Source organism: Inquilinus sp., assembly GCF_039594555.1.
In the GTDB taxonomy this organism is placed as follows: domain Bacteria; phylum Pseudomonadota; class Alphaproteobacteria; order DSM-16000; family Inquilinaceae; genus Inquilinus.
Genome location: NZ_JBCNNF010000068.1, coordinates 1 through 21,990, shown reverse-complemented (window position 1 = coordinate 21,990; position 21,990 = coordinate 1). Strand labels below are relative to the sequence as shown.

Here is a 21,990-nt window from a genome sequence, read left to right as displayed (position 1 = left end):
CCTCGATGGCGGCGACGGCGTCGACCGGCTGGTCGGCGGCGACGGTGTCGACACCATCCATGGCGGGGCGGGCAATGATTCGGTCGATGCCGGCACCGGCGACGACGTCGTCTATGGCGAGGCCGGCCACGACACCCTCTTCGGCGGGGCCGGCAACGACACCATCGACGGCGGCGACGGCAACGACACGATCGATGGCGGCGCCGGGTCCGACACCATCATCGGCGGTGCCGGCATCGATACGGTCAGTTATGCCGGCTCGGGCGCTGCGGTGGCGGTCGACCTGGGGGCCGGGTCCTTCTCCGGCGGTGACGCCACCGGCGATTCGCTGGCCGGGATCGAGCAGGTGCTGGGCTCGGCCTATTCCGACGCGCTGACCGGCGACGCCAACGCCAACACCCTCTGGGGCCTGGCCGGCGACGACCTGCTCACCGGCGGTGGCGGCGGCGATGCGCTGAAGGGCGGGGCCGGCAACGACATCTTCGCCTACATCGCGCTGTCCGACAGCGCCGTGTCGGGCATCGGCAAGGACACGATCGCGGATTTCTCGACCGGCGACAAAATCGACCTGTCGGCTATCGGCATCGATTTCACCATCGGCACCGGCGCCTTCACCGGCCATGCGGGCGAGATCCGCATCGTCACCGCCGGGTCGATCCAGGTGGTCTATGCCGACAGCAACGGTGACAAGGCGCCCGACTTCGCCATCAACGTCATCTCCGACCATGTCCTGACAGCGGCGGACTTCATCCTCTGAAAAAGGGGGTGCCGTCACCCCCCTGCGGTCCGCCGCCGACTTCGTCTAGTGTGGGACTGCCGCCCCAAGGCGGCGGCCCCTTCAAGGGCGAAAGAAGCAGGGACGGCGATGGTGATCGAGCTGCAGAGCAACGGGGCGGCGCCGGAGGCGACGCTCGCCAACTGGCGCCAGGCGCCCTACAGCCGCTGGGGCTTCCAGAATGTCCGCCGGCTGGTGCCGGTGGCGGAGATCCCGCGCGGCGAGTTTGCGGCCTGCTTCCGGTCCGGCCCGGCGCTGGATCTGGACCGGGTGGCGGTGCCGGGGCAGGGCGCCTCGGTCGCGGCGCTGCTGGCGGACAGCGACACCGACGGCTTCCTGGTGCTGCATCGCGGCGCTGTGGTGGCCGAGCATTACGCCTATGGCATGGGCCCGAAGACGCAGCACATCGTCTTCTCGATCAGCAAGTCGATCACCAGCCTGATCGCCGGCATCCTGGCCGGCCGCGGCCAGCTGGACCCGGAGGCGCCGGTCACGGCCTATGTGCCGGAAGTGGCGGGATCGGCTTATGACGGCGCCACCGTCCGCCACGTCCTGGATATGACGGTCGGCATCCGCTTCGTCGAGGATTATGTCGACCCGGCCGGCGACGTCGCCCGCTACCGCGTCGCGATGGGCTGGAATCCGCCCAGTGCGGTGGCGCGGGACAACGACCTGCACGGCTTCATCGCCCGCCTGCCGGCCGATGGCAGCCGGCATGGCGAGATCTTCCACTACGTGTCGCCCAACTCCGACATGCTGGGCTGGATCTGCGAGCGCGCCGCCGGCATGCGCTTCGCCGCGCTGATGACCGAGCTGCTGTGGCGGCCGATGTGGGCGGAGGGGGATGCGTACATCACGCTCGACGCGCACGGCGCGCCGCGCACCGCCGGCGGCATCGGCATGACCCTCCGCGACCTGGCCCGGATCGGCGAGCTGATGCGGCGGGACGGCCGCGTCGGCGGCACCCAGGTGGTGCCGCAGGGCTGGATCGACGACATCCTCGACAAGGGCGACCCGCAGGCCTGGGCGCGCGGCGACCTGGCGGATCTGGCGCCGCAGGGGCGCTACCGCAGCCAATGGTACGTTCTGGGGCCGGGCCGCGACGTGGTCTGCGGCATCGGCATCCACGGCCAGTGGGTCTATGTCGACCGCGCGGCCGAGCTGGTCATCGCCAAGATGTCGTCGCAGCCCGCGGCGGTGGACGACGCGCTGGACCACCGGCTGCTGGCCGGCTTCCGGGCGGTTGCGCAGGCTCTCGCCTAGGCACGAAAAACCCGAGGCCGGTCAGCCTCGGGTTCCGGTGTCCGGACGCGACGCCCGACTCAGCTCTTCTTGACGCGATAGGTCTCGTGGCAGGCGCCGCAGGACTGGCCGACGGCCGGGAAGGCGGCCTTGACCTCGGCGACGTCGCCGGACTGGGCAGCGGCGTCCAGCGCCACGATGGCGTCGTGGTTGGCCTTCACCTTGGCCTGGAAATCGGCCCAGTTGGCCCAGATCTCCGGCTTCGCGGCGCTCTTGCCGACGCCGACGGCGGTGCCTTCCGGGAACAGGGACAGCAGCTCGGCGCTCACCCCCGCCATCTTCGCCGTCGCCGCCTTGACGTCGTCGATCGAGCCCTGGTTGTCGCGCACGAAGCCGGTCAGGGTCTTGACGCTGGCGCCGTAGGTCTTCATTGCGTCTTCGCGCTGGGCCACCACCTCCTCGGGCGTGGCCGCCCAGGCGATAGCGGCGCCGCAGCTGACGATGGCGGCGGTGATGACGGCGAACTTCAACGAACGCATGGTGCCTCCCCCTCGGGTGGGTGCCGGTCCGGCGATTGACGGGCGCGAGTATGCTGGAGGAATTGTGGCGATCTCCAGCCCGTTCGCGCTCCGGCCCGCGGTTCGCTGCGACGTGTCGCAGGGTTACGCGGGAAATCGTTACGCGCCCGGTTGACAGGATGCGGGGCGGCCACTATGGTCCGCGCCTCGAATTCCGGCCCGCGAGCCCGTGCTCCCGGCGGCGCCGGCGCTGCCGCATGGGATATGGATTATGAAAGTCGCGAACTCGCTCAAGACCCTGAAGACCCGTCACCGCGCTTGCCGCGTCGTCCGCCGCAAGGGCCGTGTCTACGTCATCAACAAGGAGAACCCGCGCTTCAAGGCGCGCCAGGGCTGATCTCAGCCGCTCCTTAGAGACGATCGAAGGCCGCGTCCCCGGACGCGGCCTTTTTCGTTGCGGACACGGCTGCCCGGCTTGCCGGATCGGCCTGGCCTTCCTATCGTCCGCGGCGGAGGTCCTGCCGATGAAGATGCCAGCCCCCGATGCCGCCGTCCTGGCGCGCCGCGAGGAGATCGCCGCGGCGCTGCGCGCCATCGTGCCGGGCGAGGGCGTGATCACGGCGGAGAGCGAGCGCCGCGCCTATGAGTCGGACGGGCTGACCGCCTACCGCACCCTGCCGATGATCGTGGTGCTGCCCTCGACCACCGAACAGGTCTCGGCCGTGCTGCGCACCTGCCACGGGATGGGGGTGAAGGTGGTGCCGCGCGGCGCCGGCACCTCGCTGTCCGGCGGCGCTTTGCCGCTGGAGGATGGCGTGTTGCTCGGCCTCGGCAAGTTCAACAAGGTTCTGGAGATCGACTTCGACAACCGCTGCGCCCGGGTGCAGCCGGGGGTGACCAATCTCGGCATCACCAACGCCGTGGCCCATGCTGGCTTCTATTACGCGCCCGACCCGTCCAGCCAGATCGCCTGCACCATCGGCGGCAATATCGCCGAGAATTCCGGCGGCGTGCACTGCCTGAAATACGGGCTGACCACCAACAACGTGCTGGGGCTGGAGGTGGTGCTGATCGACGGCACCGTGCTGCGCCTCGGCGGCAAGCACCTCGATTCGCCGGGCTACGACCTGCTGGGCGTGCTCACCGGCTCGGAAGGGCTGCTGGCCGTGGTCACCGAGGTGACGGTCCGCCTCTTGCGCCGTCCGGCCACCCAGCGCGCGGTGCTGATGGGCTTCCCGTCGTCGGAGGCCGGCGGCGACTGCGTCGCCCGCATCATCGGCGCCGGCATCATCCCGGGCGGGCTGGAGATGATGGACAAGCCCGCGATCCATGCGGCGGAGGCCTTCGTCAAGGCCGGCTACCCGCTGGATGTCGAGGCGCTGCTGATCTGCGAGCTGGACGGGCCGGAGGCCGAGGTCGACCACCTGATCGAACGGGTCGAATCGATCGGCCGCGACTGCGGCGCCACGATCTGCGTCGTCAGCCGCAGTGAGGAGGAGCGGCTGCGCTTCTGGGCCGGGCGCAAGGCGGCCTTTCCGGCGGTCGGCCGGATCAGCCCCGACTATTACTGCATGGACGGCACCATCCCGCGGAAGCGCCTGCCCGAGGTGCTGGCCCGGATGCAGGAGATGTCGCGCCGCCACGGGCTGCGCGTCGCCAATGTCTTCCATGCCGGCGACGGCAACATGCATCCGCTGATCCTGTACGACGCCAACGTGCCGGGCGAGCTGGAGAAGGCCGAGGAGTTCGGGTCGGACATCCTGAAGCTGTGCGTCGAGGTCGGCGGGGTGCTGACCGGCGAGCATGGCGTCGGGGTTGAGAAGCGCGACCTGATGGAGGTGCAGTTCGGGCCGGAGGACCTGGCGCAGCAGCAGCGGCTGAAATGCGCCTTCGACCCGGATGGCCTGCTGAATCCCGGCAAGGTGTTCCCGACCCTGCACCGCTGCGCCGAGCTCGGCCGGGTGCACATCCACCACGGCGCCACGCGCTTCCCCGACCTGCCGCGCTTCTGATGGCAGATGCCAGCCCGTTGGCTCCTTTCTTGTCATGCCCGGGCTTGACCCGGGCATCCAGAGGATGCCGAGACCCTCTGGATTGCCGGGTCAAGCCCGGCAATGACACAAGGGGGAAAGGCCGACTGTTCCTGCGGTGCGATCGATGACCGAGACGCTGAAGCCCGAGACCGACGACCAGGTGCTCGAGATCGTCCGCTGGGCCCTGGCCGGCGCGGTGCCGTTGGAGCTGGTCGGCCGCGGCAGCAAGCGCGGCTTCGGCCGCCCGGTGCAGGCGGTGCATGCGCTCGACCTCTCCGGCCTCGCCGGGATCGAGGTGTACGAGCCGGAGGAGCTGGTGCTGACCGCCCGCCCCGGCACGGCGATGGCGGAGATCGAGGCGGCACTGGCCGCCCGCGGCCAGGCCCTGGCCTTCGAGCCGCCGGATCTCGGCCCGCTCTATGGCGGCCCGGCCGGCGCGGGCACGCTGGGCGGCGCCGTCGGCTGCAACCTGGCGGGGCCGCGGCGGCTGAAGGCCGGGGCCGCGCGGGATCACGTCCTGGGGATCGAGGCCGTGTCCGGCCGGGGCCAGGCCTTCAAATCGGGTGGCCGGGTGGTCAAGAACGTCACCGGCTACGACCTGCCGAAGCTGCTGACCGGCGCCTTCGGCACCCTGGCCGCCATGACCCGGATCACGGTCAAGGTGCTGCCGGCGCCGGAGACGGTGCGAACCCTCGCCGTCGCCGGGCTGGACGACGCGACCGGGGTCGCGGTGCTGACCCGGGCGCTGACCAGCCCCTACGAGGTCTCGGGCGCCGCCCATCTGCCGGCCGGCATCCTCGGCGACGAGGCGCGCAGCCTGGTGCGGATCGAGGGCTTCGGCCCCTCGGTCGACAGCCGGGTGGCGGCGCTGTCGCAGCTGCTCGGCGATGCCGGGCCGCTGACGGTGCTGGACCCGGCCGAATCGGCCGATCTGTGGCGCCGGATCCGCGACGCCGCACCCTTTGTTGGCGACGACCGCGCGGTCTGGCGCGTGTCGGTGGCGCCGACCGCAGGACCCCGTGTCGCGGCCGCTGCCGGCGGAGCGCACTACTTCGACTGGGGCGGCGGGCTGGTCTGGATCGCCGTCCCGGCCGAGGGCGATGCCGGGGCTGCCGCGATCCGGGCGGCGGTTGCCGCCGCGGGCGGCGGGCATGCGACGCTGGTGCGGGCCCCGGCCGGGCTGCGCGCCGCGCTGCCGGTGTTCGAGCCGCAGCGGCCGGCGCTGGAGGCGCTGGGCCGCCGGGTGCGCGAGGCCTTCGACCCGAAGGGCATCCTGTCGCCGGGCCGGATGATGATCTGAGACAGGATCGGAAACCTCCGGGCGTGATCATGGGTTATGATCATGCGCGTCTCTTGCACGGGGAGGTTCCATGGAATTCCTGTGGATGCTGATCATCGGCTTCGTCGTAGGCCTGGTCGCGAAGTTCCTGATGCCGGGCCGGGATCCCGGCGGCTTCATCATCACGATTCTCCTGGGTATCGCGGGGTCCTTCGTCGGCGGCTGGCTGGGCCGCCAGCTCGGGATCGTCCCGGAGACCGGCTTCGGACAATTCGTCCTCGCCGTCGTCGGTGCGATCATCCTGCTGATCATCTACCGGATCGTCGCCGGCCGCAGCAGCGCGGCCTGAAACCGGTGCGGCCCGCCGGCCGGGCCGCACCTTCCCCTTCGTCACCGCACCGATTTCGCCAGATGGGCGTAGGGCTCGCCGCGGCGCGGCTGCAGCACTTGCGCCGCGTCGGTGTCGGCATGGGCGACCCGCAATGCCGCCGGCGCCCCGTCCGCCCCCAGCTCCACCGTCGCGAATACCATCTCGCCGCAGGGGGCGGGCCAGCCCACCGGCCGGACCCCCGACACCGTCGTTGCCGTGTAGGGTGAGCAGTCCGAGGCTACGTCCACGGCCGCCCCCGCCGGCTTGCCGCCGATGAAGCGCCAGATCGCGATCTGCTTGCCCGCCTGATCGTACACCGCCGCCGGCTCGCCGAAGCGGGCCTTCAGCGGCGCCAGCGCATCGGCGGCGCTGCGCGGGCCGCCGGCCGCGAACCGCATGGTCTCGACCACCGAATACAGCCGGTTGCCCTGGGCCGGCGGGGTGAACTGCAGCAGCAGCGTGCCGTCATCCGGCCGTGTCGCGGCGGCCAGGCCGGTCCAGGGCGTCTCGCCCGGGCCGGCGAAAGTCACGGCCGGCGCGGCCAGGGGGGCGGCCTGCTGCGGCGTCTGCCCCAGCGCGATGTCCTGGATCACCGGCCCGCCGGCCATGGCGGCGCCCGACAGGGCCAGGCCGCCCAGCAGCGCGGCCAGGGGCAGCGCCTCTCGCACCCGAAGCATCGTCATCTCGGCCTCCCAGTCCGGGCGCCGTCCAGGGGCGCCACTGCCAGCCAGCGTACTAACCCCCATGCCGGTTGACAATGCCGGCCGACGCATCCGCCGGGTTCCCATCCCTTCGGGCGCCGGGCTAGTGTCGGCGCAATCACGGGAGGGTGCGGGTGCAGACTCATTTCTCGCTGGCGCAGCTGGCGGATCCGGACAATGCGGTGTCGGAGCAGATCCTGCGCAGCTGCGTGCATTGCGGCTTCTGCCTCGCCACCTGCCCGACCTACACGGTGCTGGGCGACGAGCTCGACAGCCCGCGCGGCCGCATCTACCAGATCAAGTCGATGCTGGAGGGCGGCGGCCCGGCGCCGGCCAGCGTCGCCAAGCATCTCGACCGCTGCCTGTCCTGCCTGTCCTGCATGACCACCTGCCCCTCGGGCGTGCACTACATGCACTTGGTCGATCACGGCCGCGCGGTGGTGGAGAAGACCTATCGCCGGCCGCTGCAGGACCGGGCGATCCGAGCGCTGCTGGCGGCGCTGCTGCCGCGGCCGCGGCTGTTCCGCCTGGCCCTGATCGGGGCGATCGCGGCCCGGCCGGTCGCGGGTCTGCTGCCGAAGCGGCTGCGCGCGATGCTGGCCCTGGCGCCGCGCCGGCTGCCCCCGCCCAGCCCGGTCGACCGGCCGCAGGTCTTCGCCGCCGAGGGGCCGCGCAAACGACGGGTGGCGCTGCTCTCCGGCTGCGCCCAGACGGTGCTGGACCCGGCGATCAACGAATCCACGGTGCGCCTGCTGACCCGCCACGGGGTCGAGGTGGTGGTGGCGCCGGGCGCCGGCTGCTGCGGATCGCTGACCCACCACATGGGCCGGGAGGAGGCGGCGCTGGCCTCGGCCCGCGTGAATATCGAGGCCTGGAGCCGTGTCGTGGACGAGGGCGGCCTCGACGCCATCGTCGTCAACACCTCGGGCTGCGGCACCACGGTGAAGGATTACGGCCACATGTTCCGCGCCGACCCGGCCTGGGCCGGGCGCGCCGCCAGGGTCTCGGCCCTGGCGAAGGACGTCACCGAGCTGATGGACGAGGTCGGGCTGAACCCCCCGGCGCGGCCGACCGGCCAGGTCGTGGCCTATCACTCCGCCTGCTCGATGCAGCACGGCCAGCGCGTCATCGCGCCGCCGCGCCGCCTGCTGGCCGCCGCGGGGTTCGCGCTGCGCGAGGTGCCGGACGGGCATCTCTGCTGCGGCTCGGCCGGCACCTACAACCTGCTGCAGCCGGAGATCGCGGATGAGCTGCGGGCGCGCAAGGTGCGAGCGGTGGAGAGCACGGGGGCGGCGATCGTCGCCGCCGGCAACATCGGCTGCATCACCCAGATCGGCCTGGGCACCGCCCTGCCGGTGGTGCACACGGTCGAGCTGCTGGACTGGGCCACCGGGGGGCCGAAGCCGGCCGCTCTGGCGGATGCGGGCTAGGCACCGCCATGCGCGTGCTTTCGATCATCGGCCATCCCCGGGCGTCGAGCTTCTGTCACGCCCTGTCGAAGCGCGTTCGTGCGGCGCTGAAGGGGGACGGGCATGAGATCATCCATCACGACCTGTACGCCGAGGGGTTCGAGCCCTGCCTGACCGCGGATGAAGCCTACACCGTCGGCGACAGCGTCGAGCAAGTCCTCGCGCGGGCGGAGGACCCAGTCCTGCTGCGGCATCGGGCAGACATCGCCGCCGCCGAAGGGTTGCTGGTGGTTCATCCCAACTGGTGGGGAAAACCGCCGGCCATCGTGTCGGGCTGGCTGGACCGGGTGCTGGTGCCTGGCGTCGCCTATCGCTTGTCTTCGGCCGACGGGCTGCCGGAAGGGCTGCTATCCATCGGGACGGCCGTGATCCTCAACACGTCGGATACCCACGAGGAGCGCGAGCGGGCCGATCTCGGCGATCCGCTCGAACTGATTTGGGGAAGATGTGTTCTTCCCTATTGCGGCGTCAGATCCCACAGACGGCACGTGTTCCGGCCGGTCGTCGGGAGCAGCGACGCACAACGCGAGCAATGGCTTGCGGAAGCCGAGGCCATCTGCCGGGCCGCATTCTCCGACGGCCGCTGAGTTCAGTACAGGCCGCCCGTCCCCGTCAGCGCATCCTGGCTGGTCTCGCCGAAGGTGTCGGCGACCGGCGGCGGGCCGGGCTCGGTGCCGGGGCGGAACGCCTCCAGGATCACATCCGACCCGCCGGCCTCGGCGGCATAGCCGTTGCGCCGGTCGACATAGGCGAAGCTGACGCCCGGCGGCACGGCGAAGGCGCCCGGATCGCTGCCGGCCAGCGCGTCCTTGATGAAGTCGCTGAAGATCGGCACCGCGAGCGAGCCGCCGGTGGCGCCGGCGCCCAGGCTGCGCGGCTTGTCGTAGCCGACGAAGATGCCGACCGCGAGCTTCGGCGAGAAGCCGACGAACCAGGCGTCGTTCGAATCGTTGGTCGTGCCGGTCTTGCCCGCCAGCGGCAGCCCCAGCCCAGCCAGCCGGGCGGCGGTGCCGCGCTGGGTGACGCCCTGCAGGATCGAGATCATCTGGTAGTTGGCGATCGGATCGTCCAGCTCCTGTCCGCGCGGCCGCTGCGGCGCGGCCTGGCCGGTCCAGGCGGTGGCGGCGCAGGGGATGCAGTCGGCGCGGTCCGGGCCCGTCACGCCCGGCTGCCGCAGGCTGCGGCCGTCGCGGTCCTGCACCCGCTCGATCATGTAGGGGCTGATCTGGTAGCCGCCATTGGCGATGGTGGCGTAGGCGGTGGTCAGCTTCAGCGGCGTGGTCTCGCCGGCGCCCAGGCCCATCGCCGGGTACAGCGGCATGTTCTGATAGATGCCGAAGGCCTCGGCCGTCTGCTTGACCGGCTGAAGCCCCATCTCAACCAGCAGGCGGATGGTCATGACATTGCGCGACCGCTCGACGCCGGAGCGCAGCGTGGCCAGGCCGATGAAGCCGCCGCCGTAGTTGCGCGGCCGGTAGCGGCCGGCGCCCTGGCCCTGGTCGACCGAGATCGGCGTGTCGTAGATCAGGCTGGACGGGGTGTAGCCGTGCTGCAGCGCCGAGAGGTAGACGAAGGGCTTGAAGGCCGATCCCGGCTGGCGCTGCGCCTGGGTGGCGCGGTTGAACTCGCTGAGCGAGAAGTCGAAGCCGCCCGACATCGCCAGCACCTTGCCGGTGAAGGGCTCGATGGCGACCAGCGCGCCCGACACCTCCGGCACCTGGCGCAGCGAATAGGCGGCCAGCTGCGGCGCCGGGGCCTTGGCCGCCGCCGGTTGCACCCAGACCACGTCGCCCTTGGCCAGGACATCGTCGGCGCCGCCGACCTGCCGGCCCATGCGGCCATTCTCGACCCGGCGGGCCCAGGTCAGGTCGCCGCGGTCGATGCGGCCCTGGCTGCCATCCTCCAGCCCGATGACAGCGGCCTGGCGGTCGACGTCGAGCACCACCGCGAGGTCCCAGCCGTCGATGTCGGCCGGCCGGTCGATGCCGGTCAGGAAGCGCTGCCACACCGGGCGCTCATCCTTCGGCGCGGCGGTCGGGGCCACGGCGGGCTTCGGCTGCTGCTCCGGCACATGCACGCCCATGGCCGACAGGGCGCCGAGCAGGCGGCCCTGCTGCGCCGGGGGCGGGCTGGCCGGCTGGGCCGGCGCCTGGGCGGCCTCGGCCTGCGCCACGGCCTCGGCCGAAGCCGGCAGGTCCAGCATCGCCGAGATGTTGGTGATCGGCCCACGCCAGCCGCGGTTGCGGTCAAACCGCTCCAGCCCGGCGCGCAGCGCCCGGTCGGCGAAGACCTGCAGCCGCGGGTCGAGCGTGGTGCGCACCGCCAGCCCGCCGCGATAGAGCTGGTCGTTGCCGAAGGAGCGGCGCAGCGACCGGCGCACCTCCTCGGCGAAATAGGGGGCGTGCACGGTCTCCAGCGGCGCCTGGGCCCGCACCGCCAGCGGTTCGGCCTTGGCGGCGGCCGCCTGCTCGGCGGTGATCGCCCCGTCCTGTGCCATGCGGTCCAGCACATAGTCGCGGCGGGCGCGCGCCTGCTCCGGCCGGGTCACCGGGTTGTAGTTGTTCGGCGCCTTCGGCAGCGCCGCCAGGAACGCCGCCTCGGACAACGACAGCTCGACCGGCGGCTTGCCGAAATAGCGGGCCGAGGCCGCGCCGACGCCGTAGGCGCCGCGGCCGAGATAGATCTCGTTGAGATACATCTCCAGGATCTGGTCCTTGGAGAAATCGTGCTCGATCTCGAAGGCGAGGATCAGCTCGCGGATCTTGCGCAGCGCGCTGACCTCGTTGGTCAGCAGCAGGTTCTTGGCGACCTGCTGGGTGATGGTCGACCCGCCCTCCAGCCGCCGACCGCTGCGCAGGTTGTGGATGTTGGCGACCAGGGCGCGGGCCAGGCCGGCCGGGTCGACGCCGTGATGGCGCCGGAAGTTCTGGTCCTCGGCCGAAATGAAGGCCTGCACCAGATAGGGCGGCAGGCTCGACAGCGGCACCACCACCCGGTTCTCGACATAGTACTCGCGCAGCAGCGACCCGTCGGCGGCATAGATCCGCGTGGTCTCGGGCGGCTGATAGGCGGCGAGCTGGCTGGCGTCGGGCAGGTGCAGCTCCGGTCCGGCGGCGGTGGCCAGGAGCTTCAGCAGGATGGCGGCGACGGAAAAGCTGGCGGACATGCGGGCGGTTCACTGGTCCCAGGGCGTCTCTTACTAAACGGTCGGCCGGCGAATCGGAAACGCCTTCTTCTGGACGAAGCCATGCGGATACATCGGAATTAATCTAGATCGCCCACCTGTGGCGCCAAGCCGCTTTCATCCGCAGTGGTGGGCATGGGATCATGGCGGCATGAAACCGATCGTTCTCCTGATGTCGGTCGGCCTGCTCGGCTGGTGGTATGTCGTGGCGCCGCTGCAGGTCATCGTCGCCGCCGTCGCCATTGCCCGCGGCCGGCGGCGGCTGGCCGTGTTCAGCCTGGCCGCGCTGGTCATGGCCGTGGTGACGGTCCGGGCCGCGCGGGCGGTGGTCGGCTGGCATCCGGATGGGTTCGGCCAGGTCGGGGTGGTGCTGCCCAGCGGCCATTCGGCCCTGGTGGTCGTGGCGGTGACGACGCTGGCGGCGCTGGTCTGGCCGCGCTGGACGCGGGGCCGTGTCGCGGTCGCGGCGGCGCTGATCCTGGCCGTCGGCGCCGTCATGACAGTGGGCGGCCACACGATCGGGGATGTCGTGGTCGGCCTGGCGCTGGGCGGCGTGTCCGTCCTCGTCGCCGGGGCCGTCGCGCGCCTTCGCCGGCCCCGCCGGACGGTGGCGGCCTGAGCGTCAGTAGTTCGGCCAGAGCCCCGGCGTCGCCAGCTCGATGACGTGTCCGTCGGGGTCGGAGAAGTAGAGGCTGACGCCGCCGCGCGGCCAGCCCATCTCTCCTGTCAGGGCCACGCCGGCCTCGGCCAGGCGCTGGCGCCAGGCATCCAGGCCGTCGGCCGGCACGGCGAAGGCCATGTGCAGCCGCCCGGTGCCCTCATGCCCCGGGATGGTGCCCGAGGCGTCGACCACATCCTCCGAGGTCGCGCCGGCCAGGAACAGCAGCAGCACGCCCTGGCGGCCGGCATCCAGCGCCACCAGCCGCGGGCTGCGCAGCATCACGCGCAGGCCCAGCACCTGCTCGTAGAAGGCGGCGGACCGGTCCAGGTCGGCGACGTAGAGCGCGGTCTCGAGCAGCCCGTCGATGCGCGGCGCAGCGGTCACGGCGCCGTCAGGCTTCATCCGTCAGGCGGATCACCACGTCCACCCGGGCGATGCGGGTGCCGGCCGGGGCGTCCGGCAGGGCCGAGACCACCACGGCGTCACCATGGACGTCGCGCAGCTCGCCGGTCGATTCGTGGTAGAAATGATGGTGGTCGTGGATGTTGGTGTCGAAGTAGGACCGCCCGGCCTCGACCACCACCTCGCGCAGCAGGCCGGCCTCGGTGAACTGGTGCAGGGTGTTGTAGACGGTGGCCAGCGCCATGGCCTGGCCGGCGGCCAGCGCCGCGCCGTGCAGCGCCTCGGCAGTGACGTGGCGATCGCGGCCGTCGAACAGCAGCCGCGCCAGCGCCACGCGCTGGCGGGTCGGCCGCAGCCCGGCCTCGAGCAGCCTGGCGACGGGGGCGGTGGTCTCTGCGTCCGTCATTCTGGTCCTGCAATGATCCCCTTCGCACCATAGTCTGTGCGGCTCCGGGGAACAACACCCCGGCGCCGGGGATCGATCCTCCTCAGCCTCTCAGATTCCCAACACCGTCATTGCGAGCGCAGCGAAGCAATCCAGGGGTCAGTGCGAACCGGCCCTGGATGGATTCGTCGGCTTCGCCTCCTCGCAATGACGGCGAGGGGATGGATGGTGCGGGAAGGTCTCTCACATCATCTGGTAGTTCGGGCCCCCACCGCCCTCCGGCACGGTCCAGACGATGTTCTGCTTCGGATCCTTGATGTCGCAGGTCTTGCAGTGCACGCAGTTCTGCGCGTTGATCACGAAGCGCGGGTCGCTGCCGTCCTCGTTGCGCACCACCTCGTACACCCCGGCCGGGCAGTAGCGCTGCGCCGGCTCGTCGAACACCTTGAGATTGTAGCCGATCGGGATCGACGGGTCCTTCAGCTTCAGATGCGACGGCTGGTTCTCCTCATGGTTGGTGTTCGACAGGAACACCGAGGAGAGGCGGTCGAAGGTCACCACCCCGTCCGGCTTGGGATAGTCGATCTTCTTCGACTGCGCGGCCGGCCGCAGCGTCTCGTTGTCCGCATGCTTGTGGCGCAGGGTCCAGGGCAGCTTGCCGCGGGTCCACAGCTCGAGGCCGGAATACAGCGTGCCCAGGATCGTGCCCCAGCGGAAGGCCGGGCGGCAATTGCGCACCACCGTCAGCTCCTGCCACAGCCAACTCGCCTTCAACCGCTCTGGATAGGCAATGACCTCGTCATGGCCCTCGCGGCCCTCGGCCAGGGCGTCGAACACCGCCTCGGCGCAGACCATGCCGCTCTTCATCGCGGTGTGGTTGCCCTTGATCCGCGGCACGTTGACGAAACCGGCGGAGCAGCCGATCAGGCAGCCGCCCGGGAAGGTCAGCTTCGGGATCGACTGCAGCCCGCCCTCGTTGATGGCGCGGCCGCCATAGGCCAGGCGCTTGCCGCCCTCCAGCGTCGGCCGGATCAGCGGGTGGGTCTTGAAGCGCTGGAACTCCTCGAACGGCGACAGGTACGGGTTCTTGTAGTCCAGTGCGACGACATAGCCGATCGAGACCAGGTTCTCGCCGAAATGGTAGAGCCAGCTGCCGCCATAGGTCTCGTTGTCCAGCGGCCAGCCGAAGCCGTGCTGCACCAGGCCTGGCCGGTGTTTCTCCGGCTTCACCTCCCACACTTCCTTGACGCCCAGGCCGAAGGTCTGCGGGTCGCAGTCGGCGCGCAGGTTGAAGCGCTCCATCAGCATCTTGGACAGCGACCCGCGCACGCCCTCGCCGATCAGCGTGTACTTGGCGTGCAACTCCATGCCCGGCGTGTAGTTGCCGGTCGGCTGGCCGTCCTTGCCGATGCCCATGTCGCCGGTGGCCACGCCCTTGACCGACCCGTCCTCGTGGTACAGCACCTCGGCGGCGGCGAAGCCGGGATAGATCTCCACCCCCAGCGCCTCGGCCTGCTGCGCCATCCAGCGCGTCACCAGCCCCATGCTGACGATGTAGTTGCCGTGGTTGTGCAGCTCTTTCGGTAGTCCGAAATTCGGCAGGCGGAAGCTGCTGACGCCGGTGTAGTAGTGGAATTCGTCCTGCGACACCGGGGTGTCCAGCGGCGCGCCCTTGTCCTTCCAGTCGGGGATCAGCTCGTTCAGCGCGCGCGGGTCCAAGACCGCGCCCGACAGGATGTGGGCACCGACCTCGGACCCCTTCTCCAGCACGCAGACGCTGACCTCGCGCCCGGTCTCCGCCGCCTTCTGCTTCAGCCGGATCGCCGCCGCGAGGCCCGCCGGCCCCGCGCCCACGATCACGACATCGTATTCCATCGATTCGCGTTCCATCGCGCGTCCCTGTCGTTCGGTTGGCGGCATGCTACAGAAATGCATCCCCGGAATCGAATGGCCGATCATGTCGCGCCGGCTTTGGCTCCGGTTGCGACGCGGAGGCCCCGCCGATGCTGCGGCAGCTTCGGCCGCCGGGGTTGACAGGCCGGGCGGCCCGGCGGCTTCTAGCGCATGGACAGGATCAGCGAATCAGCCGTGCAGCCCGCCGAGATCATCGCCCTGCTGAGATGGTACCAGGACGCCGGCGTCGACGAGACGATCGGCGACGATCCGGGCGCGCTCGGCCGGCCGCGCACGGCCGCCGCGACGCCAATGGCTCCGGTCCAGATGGCCGCGCCGGCGCCGCCGCCGGCGCCTGCCGCGCCCCAGATCCGCGCGGTCGCCGCCGCGGCGCTGCCGGGCAGCGACGCCGCCACCGGCGACGCCCGCCGCATCGCCGCCGGCTGCAATACGCTGGAGGAGCTGGCGGCCGCGCTGGCCGCCTTCGACGGCTGCGGGCTGAAGGCCACCGCCACCCAGATGGTCTTCGCCGACGGCAACCCCGAGGCCGACATCATGATCGTCGGCGAGGCGCCGGGGGCGGAGGAGGACCGGCTGGGCAAGCCCTTCGTCGGCCAGTCCGGCAAGCTGCTGGACCGCATGCTGGCGGCGATCGGGCTCGACCGGACCACGGTCTACATATCCAACATCGTCAACTGGCGCCCGCCCGGCAACCGGCAGCCGAACGCGTCGGAGATCGCGATCTCCCTGCCCTTCATCGAGCGTCACATCGCGCTGATGCAGCCGAAGATCCTGCTCTGCGCCGGCGGCACCTCGGCCGCGGCGCTGCTGGCGACGCGCGAGGGCATCACCCGCATCCATGGCCGCTGGTACGACCGGTCCTTCCCGGACCTGGCCGCGCCGGTGCCGACCATGCCGATCTACCACCCGGCCTTCATCCTGCGGCAGCCGGGCATGAAGCGGGACGTCTGGCGCGACCTGCTGGTGCTGAAGCACCGGATGAAGGAGCTGGGCTGCACGTTTGCGGAGGAGGGCTGATGGGGCTCGACGCTCAACTGATCGCGGTAGGCCCGTTCTCGCGGGAGGTTCTGCCGGCGCTTGAGTACCCAGCGAGAGTTATGTCGATGTGGCGGATGGCGACACGGTCGTCACCAATCTGTTTTCCGTCTTTGCGACTGATATCAGCTATCGCCTAGCGGCCGCTTTCGGCGTCGGGGCCATGGAGTTGGGCAAGCATGAGTTCACGTCACGGAACGTCGATCTCGGGTTGCTGACTGAGATTGTAGGAGCTGACGGGGTCGAGTCCTTTCTGCTGCTGGCGTCACACGGCTTCCGCTTCTTCTATCTGCCGAACGCTTGACGGTTGGCTGAGCCAACGACCTGACCACCGTTTCACTTTTCCCGCGACGCCGCCTCGGCTAGCTTGGCCGCTTCGTTCGACCACCGCTTGGGGGGACGCATGCCGGGCCGGATCGACGACTCACGCCCGTTCATCGCCGTGAACATCGCGTTGCTGACGGTGTCCGACACGCGCAGCGCCGCGGACGACAGGTCCGGCGACACGCTGGCCGAGCGTATCGCCGCGGCCGGCCATGCGGTGCGCGACCGGCGCATCGTCAAGGACGATCAGGCCGCGATCGAAGCGCAGCTCAAGGCCTGGATCGCCGATTCGGAGATCGACGTCGTCATCGCCACCGGCGGCACCGGGGTCACCGGCCGCGACGTGACGCCCGAGGCGTTCCACGCGGTCTATGAGAAGCACATCCCGGGATTCGGCGAGCTGTTCCGCTGGCTGTCCTACGACAAGATCGGCACCTCGACGATCCAGAGCCGGGCGACGGCGGGCGTGGCCGGCGGCACCTATCTGTTCGCGCTGCCGGGCTCTCCCTCCGCCTGCCGCGACGCCTGGGACATCATCCTGAAGGACCAGCTCGACAACCGGTTCCGGCCCTGCAATTTCGTCGAGCTGATGCCGCGCCTCCGCGAGAAATGACAGCCATGAACGCCATCATCCGCGCCGGCCGGCTGGCCGCCTTCCTCTGCCTGCTCGCTGTGGCCGCCTGCGCGGCGCCGGGCGGCGGCTCCCGCTCCGCCACCAGCCCGGGCGCCAACGTCGCCCAGCTGCCGCCGCTGCCGACCAGCGGCTGCGGCATCCCCGCCGCGGAGGGGACCCAGACGCTGAAGTTCCAGGGTGCATCCTGGCGCTACATCGTCGACCTGCCGCGCGGCTACGACAAATCGGTGCCCACTCGGCTGATCCTGGCCTTCCACGGCCGCACCGGCACGGCCGAGAAGGTGCGGACCTATTTCGACCTCGAGGGCTCCGCGGCGCGGCCGGCGATCGTGGTCTATCCGCAGGCCCAGGGCGGCTGGGGTGGCAAGGCGGACCGCGACATGGCCTATGTCGACACCCTTCTGGCGCGGCTGAAGGCGACGTTGTGTGTCGACCAGAACCAGATCTTCGCCGCCGGCCATTCGATGGGCGGCAGCTTCGTCAACGACCTGTCCTGCGGCCGGGCCGGGGTGTTCCGCGCCACCGCCGTGGTGGCCGGCGGCATCGGCAGCGTCCGCCCCTGCCAGGGGCAGGTGGCGGCGATCCTGCTGCACAACCCGAAGGACAATATGGTGCCCTACAGCCAGGGCATCGCCGAGCGCGACAAGCGCATCGCCCAGAACCGGCTGGCCGCCACCCCGGTCGACGTCAGCGCCACCTTCCGCTGCAAGCGCTGGGGCAAGGGCGACATCGCCGACCCGGTGGTGTTCTGCGACCTGCCCTCGACCTTCAACCGCAGCCGGCCCTATTCGCATGGCTGGCCGGATGGCACCGGCCCTACCATCACCGGCTTCTTCGACCGCGTCACCAGCCAGCGGATTCAGTTGACAGAGCGGCCCTCCGCCCCTTAGGTGGGGGCATGGTGATCCGGCTAAGCACGCTTCGACTTATCTGATCGGCGCCCCTGAAGGGCGTCGACACCGAAGCCGTTGCGCCCTCTCTTCCGGATCTTCTCCATGACCTCCGACCGATCGTACCGACAGGCGTTTTCCCGTACTCATCGGGGTCTGCTGCGACTTATCACCGGCCGCTGAGCGGCGCATCGCGCGCCCGGCGGCCGTCTTCGCGCATCCATGTCATGCGCGCGTCGTCAATTCGCCCTATCCTGTTATTCCGGCCGTCGCCGGCCGGTGCGAGAGAGAAATCCGATGTCCGCGATCACCTCCAAACCCGGAATGCCGATCGACAAGTACCGCCCGGTCCAGACCGTGGCGCTGGCCGACCGGCAATGGCCGAACCGCGTGATCGACCGTGCCCCGATCTGGTGCTCGGTCGACCTGCGCGACGGCAACCAGGCCCTGATCGAGCCGATGGGCACCGACCGCAAGCAGCGCATGTGGGACCTGCTGGTCCGCATGGGCTTCAAGGAGATCGAGGTCGGCTTCCCCGCCGCCTCGCAGACCGATTTCGACTTCGTCCGCCACCTGATCGACAACGGCCTGATCCCCGACGGCGTCACCATCCAGGTGCTGACCCAGTCGCGGGAGGAGCTGATCCGCCGCACCTTCGACGCCATCCGCGGGGCCAAGCGGGCGATCGTCCATCTCTACAACTCGACCTCGACGCTGCAGCGCCGGGTGGTGTTCGGCCTCGACCGCGACGGCATCACCGAGATCGCGGTGCGCGGCACGAAGCTGATCAAGGAGCTGGTGCCGACGGTGCCGGAGACCGAGATCGTCTTCCAGTACTCGCCGGAAAGCTTCACCGGCACCGAGCTGGACTATGCCCGCGACATCTGCGGCGCCGTGCTCGACGCCTGGCAGCCGACGCCCGAGAAGAAGGCGATCCTGAACCTGCCGGCGACGGTGGAGATGGCGACGCCGAACGTCTATGCCGACCAGATCGAATGGTGCCACCGCAACTTCGCCCGGCGCGACAGCTTCATCCTGTCGGTGCACCCGCACAACGACCGCGGCACCGGCATCGCCGCGACCGAACTCGCTTTGATGGCCGGCGCCGACCGGGTCGAGGGCACGCTGTTCGGCAATGGCGAGCGCACCGGCAATGTCGACATCGTCACGCTGGGGCTGAACATGTTCACCCAGGGCGTCGACCCCGAGCTCGACCTGCACGATGTCGGCGAGATCGTCCGCACCGTCGAATACTGCAACCAGCTGCCGGTGCATCCGCGCCACCCCTATGGCGGCGAGCTGGTGTTCACCGCCTTCTCCGGCTCGCACCAGGACGCGATCAAGAAGGGCTTCGCGGCCATGGAGAAGAGCAACAGCGGGCTGTGGGAGGTGCCGTATCTGCCGATCGACCCGCAGGACATCGGCTGCAGCTACGAGGCGGTGATCCGGGTCAACAGCCAGTCCGGCAAGGGCGGCGTCGCCTACCTCCTGCTGACCGACCATGGCCTCGACCTGCCGCGCAAGCTGCAGGTGGAGTTCAGCCAGGTGATCCAGAAGCTGGCCGACGAGACCGGCAAGGAGATCTCCTCCAAGGTGATCTGGCAGGAGTTCGAGCAGGAATACCTCACGCCCGGCCGGGTCGAGGTCGTCGGCCACACCACGCTGCCGACCGGCCGCGGCGAGCGCCACATCGAGGCGCAGGTGAGGATCGACGGGGTCGAGAAGACGATCAAGGGCGAGGGCAACGGCCCGCTCAACGCCTTTGTCGACGCGCTGCGGCGCGAGATCGGGGCGGATGTCGACATCGTCGACTATCGCGAGCACGCGCTGCGCAGCGGCTCCGACTCCAGCGCTGCGACCTATGTCGAGGCGCGGGTCGGCGGCAGGACGCTGTTCGGCGTCGGCATCGACAGCAACATCGTCATGGCCTCGCTCAAGGCCGTGGCCAGCGCCGTCAACCGCGGGGCCCGCAAGGGCGCCGTCTGAGGCTCGGGCCAACCGGGTCCGCCTCGTGCGGACCCGGATCGGGTCGCCGGGCGTTGTGGAAGGCGCGACGGCACACCGCCGGCGCGGCGACCGGAGGAGGGGGACCATGCCGCAGCTTCGACCCGAGGACCTGTCCGCCGAGGAGAAGGACGCGCTGGGGCGCGTCAATCACGGGCAGGATGTCGCCGCCCCGCTGCGCCTGGCCCTGCAGGCCCGCGGCCTGATCGAGGAGCGGCAGGGCGCCTGGGCGCTGACCAATGACGGCAGCGTCCTCCTCGCCACCATCGGGCTGGGCAAGCTCGACACCTGACGGGCGGCTCAGGCCTTCCTGACCAGTTCGCGCATCGGCGCCGCCTCGGCGCTGCCGGGGAAGACGACGCGGCTCAGCGCGTCCTCCGGCAGGCGCAGATGGTCGCGGAACACGCCCTTGACCACGGATCGCAGGTCGGTGGTCGGAGCCAGGTCGCGACCCTGGTACAGCTTGTCGGTCGCCAGCCCCGGCCAGTCGGCCAGCACCCGCCCGCCATGCACCGCGCCGCCGGCCAGGAAGGCCACCGAGCCGGTGCCGTGGTCGGTGCCGCCGGAGCCGTTGGCCGCGGCAGTGCGCCCGAACTCCGTCACCGTCAGGATCACGGTCTGCGTCCAGGCATCGCCCAGCCCGGTGCGCAGCGCCTGCAGCGTCGCGGCATAGGCGGCCAGCAGCCGGTCCAGCCGCTTCACCTGCTGCACATGCGTGTCCCAGCCATACAGCTCCATCACCGCGATGCGCGAGCCGGCGGGGTCGGCCAGGAACCGGCCGGCGGCCTCGGCCAGCTTGAGGTCGGCGCCGGTCGCGGCGGGCGCCATGGCCCCGTTGCCAGACATGCCGCCGGCCATCGCGCCCTGGGCCGGCGCGGCGGTGTTGGCGGCACCAGTTTGGACCAGCCCCTGGATCTGCCGGCCGAAGGCGGTGGTGTCGAGGCCGGAGACGTAAGCCGCGTGCAGCGCCGGGTCCTGGTCGTACAGCCGGGCGACCAGGTCTGGGAAGCCGGGCGGCAGGCTGGTCGGCTTGTCCGGCAGCCAGGAGGTCACCGGCGTGGCGCCGCGCAGCACCAGCGGGATCTCCTCGGCGAAGGCGATGCCGAAGCGCCGGTCGGTGGCGCCGATCAGCCCCAGCGTGCGGTTCAGCCAGCCGTCACGGGTGCCGTCCAGCTGCGCCGCGCCGCTCTCCAGCAGGTCCTGGCCGTCGAAATGCGACCGGTCGCGATAGGGCGAGGCCACGGCGTGCAGCGGCAGGAAGCTGCCCTCGGCGTACCAGTCCTTCAGCGGCGCCAGGCCGGGATGCAGGGCGAAGCGGCCGTCCAGGTCGACCATGCCGCCATCCCGGCCGGGATCCGGCGGCACCAGCGCGGCGCGCAGCGTGCGCAGGTCCGGGTCGGCATAGGGCGGCATCGCCGCCAGCCCGTCCAGCGCCCCGCGCATGATGATCAGGACGAAGCGCTGCTCGATCGGCGCCTTGGCCAGCAGCAGCCGGGCCGGCAGCACCGTCGCCGCGGCCGTGGCCGCCAGGCCGCCGAGAAGATGGCGTCGGGTCAGATCCATCCTCTCACCTCCTCTGGAATTCAGGGCTCAGCAGCGCCAGGGCGATGCCCTCGCGCTGGCTCGGCGCGCCGCGCAGCACGGCCTTGGTCTGCTCCGACAGCGTCGGGCCGACCAGCGCTTCGACGAAGGGCAGGGGCGACTGGTCGGCGACGAGGCGCGGGATCACCTGATAGCTCCATTCCAGCCGCTCCATCACCAGCTCCGGCGCCAGCCAGTCCGATTCGCGGTCCGGCCAGCCCTGCGGCGACGGCGCGTTCAGGATCTGCTGCCCCAGGCGGCGCACCCAGGCCACCGCGGACGGGCCGACATCGCCCAGGTCGAAGGCCCGAGCCACCGACACGACATAGTCCAGCGGCGACTTGAACTTCTGCCGCACCGGCCACCAAGCCTCGGGGCTGTCGATCAGCGCCTCCGACACCGCGGCCAGGTCGCCGCCGGTGTCGAGATAGGCCTTGGCCAGCCGGTCGACCGCTGCCTTCGGCGGGTCGTCGGCGATGAAGTGGCGGGCCAGCTGGGTGGCGAGGTGCCGGGCCGTCGCCGGATGCGCCGCCAGCGCGTCCAGCGCCGCCTCGCCCTCATCCTGCCCGGCCTCCGGATAGGTCTTGCC

The 21,990-nt window shown here is 70.7% G+C and carries 23 protein-coding genes; 15 read left to right on the top strand and 8 right to left on the bottom strand.

Going from position 1 to position 21,990, the window contains the following annotated elements; genetic code table 11:
* Together ABDW35_RS10065 and ABDW35_RS10060 are read left to right on the top strand one after the other, a co-directional pair.
* Positions 1 to 757 (top strand): calcium-binding protein (locus ABDW35_RS10065; RefSeq protein WP_343713726.1); only part of this gene is annotated, 757 nt, incomplete at its 5' end.
* 108 nt (positions 758 to 865) lie between these two features.
* Positions 866 to 2,038: a serine hydrolase gene (locus ABDW35_RS10060; protein ID WP_343713725.1), complete on the top strand. Its 1,173-nt coding sequence runs from the start codon at positions 866 to 868 to the stop codon at positions 2,036 to 2,038.
* 59 nt (positions 2,039 to 2,097) lie between these two features.
* Here ABDW35_RS10060 and ABDW35_RS10055 read toward each other — a convergent pair whose 3' ends face one another.
* Positions 2,098 to 2,556 (bottom strand): cytochrome c, encoded by a 459-nt coding sequence (locus ABDW35_RS10055; RefSeq protein ID WP_343713724.1) that lies wholly within the window; start codon positions 2,554 to 2,556, stop codon positions 2,098 to 2,100.
* A 250-nt stretch (positions 2,557 to 2,806) separates the two neighbouring features.
* Here ABDW35_RS10055 and ykgO point away from each other — a divergent pair, with 250 nt between their 5' ends.
* The 4 genes from ykgO to ABDW35_RS10035 all read left to right on the top strand — a co-directional run bounded on the left by ykgO (position 2,807) and on the right by ABDW35_RS10035 (position 6,196).
* Positions 2,807 to 2,932 carry a type B 50S ribosomal protein L36 gene (gene ykgO / locus ABDW35_RS10050; RefSeq protein ID WP_138893229.1) on the top strand — a complete coding sequence of 42 codons (126 nt, stop codon included), beginning with the start codon at positions 2,807 to 2,809 and terminating at the stop codon, positions 2,930 to 2,932.
* A 127-nt stretch (positions 2,933 to 3,059) separates the two neighbouring features.
* On the top strand, positions 3,060 to 4,547 hold the full coding sequence (locus ABDW35_RS10045) for an FAD-linked oxidase C-terminal domain-containing protein (protein ID WP_343713723.1): 1,488 nt from the start codon (positions 3,060 to 3,062) through the stop codon (positions 4,545 to 4,547).
* Between the two features lie 145 nt (positions 4,548 to 4,692).
* Positions 4,693 to 5,868, top strand: a complete 1,176-nt coding sequence (glcE, locus tag ABDW35_RS10040) for a glycolate oxidase subunit GlcE (protein WP_343713722.1) — start codon at positions 4,693 to 4,695, stop codon at positions 5,866 to 5,868.
* Between the two features lie 70 nt (positions 5,869 to 5,938).
* Entirely contained in the window at positions 5,939 to 6,196 is a 258-nt protein-coding gene (locus tag ABDW35_RS10035; protein ID WP_343713721.1) for a GlsB/YeaQ/YmgE family stress response membrane protein, read from the top strand.
* A 41-nt stretch (positions 6,197 to 6,237) separates the two neighbouring features.
* Here ABDW35_RS10035 and ABDW35_RS10030 read toward each other — a convergent pair whose 3' ends face one another.
* The gene (locus tag ABDW35_RS10030) at positions 6,238 to 6,900 is read right to left on the bottom strand and encodes a hypothetical protein (protein WP_343713720.1); all 663 of its coding nucleotides are present in this window, start codon (positions 6,898 to 6,900) and stop codon (positions 6,238 to 6,240) included.
* Positions 6,901 to 7,052: 152 nt separating this feature from the next.
* On the opposite strand from ABDW35_RS10030, the gene glcF reads away from it, so the two are divergent.
* On the top strand, positions 7,053 to 8,348 hold the full coding sequence (gene glcF / locus ABDW35_RS10025) for a glycolate oxidase subunit GlcF (RefSeq protein ID WP_343713719.1): 1,296 nt from the start codon (positions 7,053 to 7,055) through the stop codon (positions 8,346 to 8,348).
* Between the two features lie 8 nt (positions 8,349 to 8,356).
* On the top strand, positions 8,357 to 8,974 hold the full coding sequence (locus ABDW35_RS10020; protein ID WP_343713718.1) for an NAD(P)H-dependent oxidoreductase: 618 nt from the start codon (positions 8,357 to 8,359) through the stop codon (positions 8,972 to 8,974).
* A gap of 2 nt (positions 8,975 to 8,976) precedes the next feature.
* Here ABDW35_RS10020 and ABDW35_RS10015 read toward each other — a convergent pair whose 3' ends face one another.
* Positions 8,977 to 11,553: a PBP1A family penicillin-binding protein gene (locus ABDW35_RS10015; protein WP_343713717.1), complete on the bottom strand. Its 2,577-nt coding sequence runs from the start codon at positions 11,551 to 11,553 to the stop codon at positions 8,977 to 8,979.
* Positions 11,554 to 11,722: 169 nt separating this feature from the next.
* Here ABDW35_RS10015 and ABDW35_RS10010 point away from each other — a divergent pair, with 169 nt between their 5' ends.
* On the top strand, positions 11,723 to 12,190 hold the full coding sequence (locus tag ABDW35_RS10010) for a phosphatase PAP2 family protein (RefSeq protein WP_343713716.1): 468 nt from the start codon (positions 11,723 to 11,725) through the stop codon (positions 12,188 to 12,190).
* Positions 12,191 to 12,193: 3 nt separating this feature from the next.
* Here ABDW35_RS10010 and ABDW35_RS10005 read toward each other — a convergent pair whose 3' ends face one another.
* The 3 genes from ABDW35_RS10005 to ABDW35_RS09995 form a co-directional block, all read right to left on the bottom strand.
* On the bottom strand, positions 12,194 to 12,616 hold the full coding sequence (locus ABDW35_RS10005; RefSeq protein WP_343713715.1) for a VOC family protein: 423 nt from the start codon (positions 12,614 to 12,616) through the stop codon (positions 12,194 to 12,196).
* Positions 12,617 to 12,623: 7 nt separating this feature from the next.
* The gene (gene irrA / locus ABDW35_RS10000; protein WP_343713714.1) at positions 12,624 to 13,040 is read right to left on the bottom strand and encodes an iron response transcriptional regulator IrrA; all 417 of its coding nucleotides are present in this window, start codon (positions 13,038 to 13,040) and stop codon (positions 12,624 to 12,626) included.
* A 222-nt stretch (positions 13,041 to 13,262) separates the two neighbouring features.
* A complete protein-coding gene (locus tag ABDW35_RS09995; protein WP_343713713.1) occupies positions 13,263 to 14,909 on the bottom strand; it encodes an electron transfer flavoprotein-ubiquinone oxidoreductase in 1,647 nt (548 codons plus the stop codon).
* 174 nt (positions 14,910 to 15,083) lie between these two features.
* Between ABDW35_RS09995 and ABDW35_RS09990 the strand changes: the two genes are divergently transcribed.
* The 6 genes from ABDW35_RS09990 (at position 15,084) to ABDW35_RS09965 (ending at position 20,112) form a co-directional block, all read left to right on the top strand.
* Entirely contained in the window at positions 15,084 to 15,950 is an 867-nt protein-coding gene (locus ABDW35_RS09990) for a uracil-DNA glycosylase (RefSeq protein WP_343713712.1), read from the top strand.
* An 88-nt stretch (positions 15,951 to 16,038) separates the two neighbouring features.
* Entirely contained in the window at positions 16,039 to 16,272 is a 234-nt protein-coding gene (locus ABDW35_RS09985) for a hypothetical protein (protein ID WP_343713711.1), read from the top strand.
* A gap of 99 nt (positions 16,273 to 16,371) precedes the next feature.
* Positions 16,372 to 16,905, top strand: coding sequence for a molybdenum cofactor biosynthesis protein B (moaB, locus tag ABDW35_RS09980; RefSeq protein ID WP_343713710.1), 534 nt, complete (start codon positions 16,372 to 16,374; stop codon positions 16,903 to 16,905).
* A 5-nt stretch (positions 16,906 to 16,910) separates the two neighbouring features.
* Positions 16,911 to 17,816: a hypothetical protein gene (locus ABDW35_RS09975; protein WP_343713709.1), complete on the top strand. Its 906-nt coding sequence runs from the start codon at positions 16,911 to 16,913 to the stop codon at positions 17,814 to 17,816.
* A gap of 324 nt (positions 17,817 to 18,140) precedes the next feature.
* On the top strand, positions 18,141 to 19,802 hold the full coding sequence (leuA, locus tag ABDW35_RS09970) for a 2-isopropylmalate synthase (protein WP_343713727.1): 1,662 nt from the start codon (positions 18,141 to 18,143) through the stop codon (positions 19,800 to 19,802).
* Positions 19,803 to 19,908: 106 nt separating this feature from the next.
* Positions 19,909 to 20,112: a hypothetical protein gene (locus ABDW35_RS09965; protein WP_343713708.1), complete on the top strand. Its 204-nt coding sequence runs from the start codon at positions 19,909 to 19,911 to the stop codon at positions 20,110 to 20,112.
* 8 nt (positions 20,113 to 20,120) lie between these two features.
* Here ABDW35_RS09965 and ABDW35_RS09960 read toward each other — a convergent pair whose 3' ends face one another.
* Together ABDW35_RS09960 and ABDW35_RS09955 are read right to left on the bottom strand one after the other, a co-directional pair.
* On the bottom strand, positions 20,121 to 21,383 hold the full coding sequence (locus ABDW35_RS09960; protein WP_343713707.1) for a DUF1501 domain-containing protein: 1,263 nt from the start codon (positions 21,381 to 21,383) through the stop codon (positions 20,121 to 20,123).
* Between the two features lie 4 nt (positions 21,384 to 21,387).
* A partial coding sequence (locus ABDW35_RS09955) for a DUF1800 family protein (RefSeq protein WP_343713706.1) occupies positions 21,388 to 21,990 on the bottom strand: 603 nt, incomplete at its 5' end.

Excerpts from the sequence above, each read along its gene's own strand:
- ABDW35_RS10060 (WP_343713725.1), top strand. The coding sequence starts at position 866 with ATGGTGATCGAGCTGCAGAGCAACGGGGCGGCGCCGGAGGCGACGCTC.
- ABDW35_RS10055 (WP_343713724.1), bottom strand. The coding sequence starts at position 2,556 with ATGCGTTCGTTGAAGTTCGCCGTCATCACCGCCGCCATCGTCAGCTGC.
- ykgO (WP_138893229.1), top strand. The coding sequence starts at position 2,807 with ATGAAAGTCGCGAACTCGCTCAAGACCCTGAAGACCCGTCACCGCGCT.
- ABDW35_RS10045 (WP_343713723.1), top strand. The coding sequence starts at position 3,060 with ATGAAGATGCCAGCCCCCGATGCCGCCGTCCTGGCGCGCCGCGAGGAG.
- glcE (WP_343713722.1), top strand. The coding sequence starts at position 4,693 with ATGACCGAGACGCTGAAGCCCGAGACCGACGACCAGGTGCTCGAGATC.
- ABDW35_RS10035 (WP_343713721.1), top strand. The coding sequence starts at position 5,939 with ATGGAATTCCTGTGGATGCTGATCATCGGCTTCGTCGTAGGCCTGGTC.
- ABDW35_RS10030 (WP_343713720.1), bottom strand. The coding sequence starts at position 6,900 with ATGACGATGCTTCGGGTGCGAGAGGCGCTGCCCCTGGCCGCGCTGCTG.
- ABDW35_RS10020 (WP_343713718.1), top strand. The coding sequence starts at position 8,357 with ATGCGCGTGCTTTCGATCATCGGCCATCCCCGGGCGTCGAGCTTCTGT.
- ABDW35_RS10015 (WP_343713717.1), bottom strand. The coding sequence starts at position 11,553 with ATGTCCGCCAGCTTTTCCGTCGCCGCCATCCTGCTGAAGCTCCTGGCC.
- ABDW35_RS10010 (WP_343713716.1), top strand. The coding sequence starts at position 11,723 with ATGAAACCGATCGTTCTCCTGATGTCGGTCGGCCTGCTCGGCTGGTGG.
- irrA (WP_343713714.1), bottom strand. The coding sequence starts at position 13,040 with ATGACGGACGCAGAGACCACCGCCCCCGTCGCCAGGCTGCTCGAGGCC.
- ABDW35_RS09995 (WP_343713713.1), bottom strand. The coding sequence starts at position 14,909 with ATGGAACGCGAATCGATGGAATACGATGTCGTGATCGTGGGCGCGGGG.
- ABDW35_RS09990 (WP_343713712.1), top strand. The coding sequence starts at position 15,084 with ATGGACAGGATCAGCGAATCAGCCGTGCAGCCCGCCGAGATCATCGCC.
- moaB (WP_343713710.1), top strand. The coding sequence starts at position 16,372 with ATGCCGGGCCGGATCGACGACTCACGCCCGTTCATCGCCGTGAACATC.
- ABDW35_RS09975 (WP_343713709.1), top strand. The coding sequence starts at position 16,911 with ATGAACGCCATCATCCGCGCCGGCCGGCTGGCCGCCTTCCTCTGCCTG.
- leuA (WP_343713727.1), top strand. The coding sequence starts at position 18,141 with ATGCCGATCGACAAGTACCGCCCGGTCCAGACCGTGGCGCTGGCCGAC.
- ABDW35_RS09965 (WP_343713708.1), top strand. The coding sequence starts at position 19,909 with ATGCCGCAGCTTCGACCCGAGGACCTGTCCGCCGAGGAGAAGGACGCG.
- ABDW35_RS09960 (WP_343713707.1), bottom strand. The coding sequence starts at position 21,383 with ATGGATCTGACCCGACGCCATCTTCTCGGCGGCCTGGCGGCCACGGCC.